This is a genomic window from Microcystis sp. T1-4 (assembly GCF_000297435.1).
Lineage (GTDB): Bacteria > Cyanobacteriota > Cyanobacteriia > Cyanobacteriales > Microcystaceae > Microcystis.
In genome coordinates, this window is sequence record NZ_CAIP01000334.1 from 1 (window position 1) to 2,180 (window position 2,180).

The 2,180-nt window shown below is 42.9% G+C and carries 2 protein-coding genes; both read right to left on the bottom strand.

The window, feature by feature from the left end:
• Positions 1-194: 194 nt before the first annotated feature.
• Complete coding sequence (locus tag MICAI_RS16900) at positions 195-941, bottom strand: PEP-CTERM sorting domain-containing protein (protein ID WP_008204974.1); 747 nt, start codon at positions 939-941, stop codon at positions 195-197.
• Positions 942-1,017: 76 nt separating this feature from the next.
• Positions 1,018-2,180, bottom strand: a 1,163-nt coding sequence (locus MICAI_RS16905) for a putative Ig domain-containing protein (RefSeq protein ID WP_081504690.1), incomplete at its 5' end; no start/stop codon positions are given.

Sequence of the window (2,180 nt, forward strand, 5' to 3'; positions counted from 1 at the left end):
CAGTTATCAGTTATCAGTTATCAGTTATCAGTTATCAGTTATCAGTTATCAGTTATCAGTTATCAGTTATCAGTTATCAGTTATCAGTTATCAGTTATCAGTTATCTTGAAGCACCGAAGCAATTTTTGTGATATACTGACGCAGAAAAAGGGTTTCTCAAAGAAACCCTTTTTCTCAATTTTAGCGGGTGATGTTAACAATTCTTGCGCTTGCACTTGCTGGCTAATCCTAGGGTTAATAATAGTCCGAAAAGAGTATCAGGTTCGGGAACTTTGGCTATATTAGTAAGCTTGATATTATCAACTAATAAAGCTGAATTGATAGTGTTATCTCCTCCCCCTGTCTTATCCACATCAACTACCCCAAACCCTAAAATATAATTTCCAGTCACCGATATTGGTATCGTGTAGGTTTGATAACCTGTTTCTTTCTTTAAATGGGAAAAAGAGGGATTAACTGGAAAAATAGATTGAATATCCGCCAAAGAATATAAGGTATTATTAAGGGTAAAAAAAGCGAAATCGCTGTAATCTACATTAGTCGCATCTTCATCGGTCAGAAAATTCCAAGAAAAGCTGAAAACATCGCCAGCATTAGCAGTAATAGTCTGTTTGATGGCCGAGCCTTCAATCACCCCTAGATTGCTTAACTCATTAACGGATAAGCCGAGAAATGATTCCAAATCATTAGCATTAGTCAAAGATTGACTGTCATCACAAGCACCGGTAAAAAAACAAGTTTGTAACACTGCTTGATAACTTCCGTTAACTGGTGTAACGCCAAAACTTGAAGTTTCAAGGCTCGTTTGTCCACTGGTATTCCAGTCAGAAAAATTACCAGTTTCAAAACTTCCATTGACAACAGCGGCGGGGGAAGTTTCTGTCGTCGCCACTAACAAACCAGCAACAGTAATTAAGGTTAAAGTTGGGAGTTTAAACATAAACAAACTTGCTCTTCGATGGTATGGGTGTAGATTGTCAATTTGAGAGGGGATTCTCCTGCGTCTATTTTCTGACTTAACTTTGGATGAGAGAATCATTTTCTTCTAGATTGGGTATGCCATTAAGCGTGGCAAAAAGTCCGCCATTACCTAATCCTGCTGTGGCACCATTTTGGTTGTAGAACAGATTACCTGTGGCTAAATTGTAAACGATTTTAGCATTACTAGAACCAACTAAGGCTAGTTCGTTGGCGGCATCGTTAATAGTAGCAAATTCGGCGGCTTGTAAGCTATTGCCAATGGTACTGATAAGAGCATTGAATGAGGTTTTACTCAGGATAATTTTGTCACTTCCTTTAGTAAAGTCACTGATGCTATCAACTCCGAAATCACTGGTATTAAAGATAGCACCACTGCCAAAGAGGAATGAGTCGCTGCCATCGCCGCCAACAAGAACATCATTTCCTTTTCCACCAATCAGGGTGTCGTTACCGGCGCTACCGATAAGGGTGTCGTTGCCATCTAATCCCTTGAGTAGGTTATTGCCACTGTTACCGGTGATGAGATTATCTAGGTTGTTACCTGTGCCGTCGATGTTGGCGTTACCTGTTAGGGTGATATTTTCGATGTTGACGGTGAGAGTGTAATTTACAGAGGATTTGATGGTGTCTTGTCCTTGGCCAGCATTTTCAATGGCTACGTCGCGGCTGCTATCGACAATGTAGGTGTCGTCACCGGGACCGCCTGCGAGTCGGTCATTTCCTGTGCCACCATCGAGAATATCGTTGCCTTCACCGCCGTTGACGCTATCGTTACCAGCACCAGCATTGATGTGGTCGTCGCCGCTAGTACCGTTGACGGTTTCACTGCTACTGCTACCGTTGATGGCGTTGAGGACGTTGAGGCTAAAGCTATCGTTGGCTTTTTCTCCGGCGGGGTCGCTGGCGATTACTATCAGGTTATAGGTGCCGGAGGCAGTATCGGAGGGGGTGCCACTGAAGGTACGGGTAGCGCTATCAAAGGTGATGCCACTGGGGAGGACTGTTACTATTGCTAGGTTGTAGGTGAGATTATCGCCGTCAATGTCTGTGAAGGTGTTGGCGGGAATGGTGAAGCTGAAGGGTTGATTTTCGGTGGCGGTTTGATTGGCTATTTCCTGTTGTAATGTGGGTGCATCATTGACGGGGTTAACTGTTATGGTGAAGCTATTGTCAACAGTTTTACCGTTAGATGTTCCCT